This is a genomic window from Streptococcus sp. HMSC063B03 (genome assembly GCF_001836965.1).
Lineage (GTDB): Bacteria > Bacillota > Bacilli > Lactobacillales > Streptococcaceae > Streptococcus > Streptococcus pneumoniae_F.
The window spans coordinates 10516-10968 of the sequence record NZ_KV831053.1 but is presented as its reverse complement, the minus strand read 5'-3'; the positions used below and the strand labels follow the sequence as shown (position 1 = coordinate 10968).

The following is a 453-nucleotide window of genomic DNA, read 5'->3' as shown; positions in this document are numbered from 1 at the left end:
CGTTTTGTTTCAAGAGGTCTAGAAGCTCTTTATCAGATTTACCTTGGGTACCTGCCAAGTCTACTTCGTAGAAGTAGAGACCTTTGCCCAATTTCTCTACTGGCGGAAGGGCAGGATTTTTTGCTGAACCATTGTCTGACCATGGGGCCTTGTCTGAATCCTTCAAGATAAGACGAGTCAACATACCGTCACCGGCGAAGAATTCGTAAGGAATGACTTGGTTAACACCGGCTGTGAATGGGCCTGGGAAATTGGCTTTATCCAAGTAAGTAGCTGGAACATCTACTGTGTCTTTAGTATTGTCAGCTACGCCTTTTTGCACTTCAGCTGGAGTGGTCAAGCCATTCAAGTTTACTGTCAAATCCTTAGTCGCTACTAGATTACTCAAATCAGCCTTGCCGTCTTTCGCACCGTACACCTTGATAGTTGCTTTATAGCTTTGAGTGCCGTTTT

At 44.8% G+C, this 453-nt stretch carries 1 protein-coding gene; it reads right to left on the bottom strand.

All coding sequences use genetic code 11. The annotated features are described in order from the left end of the window. Positions 1–453 (bottom strand): SSURE domain-containing protein (locus HMPREF2628_RS07455; RefSeq protein WP_180364282.1); only part of this gene is annotated, 453 nt, incomplete at both ends.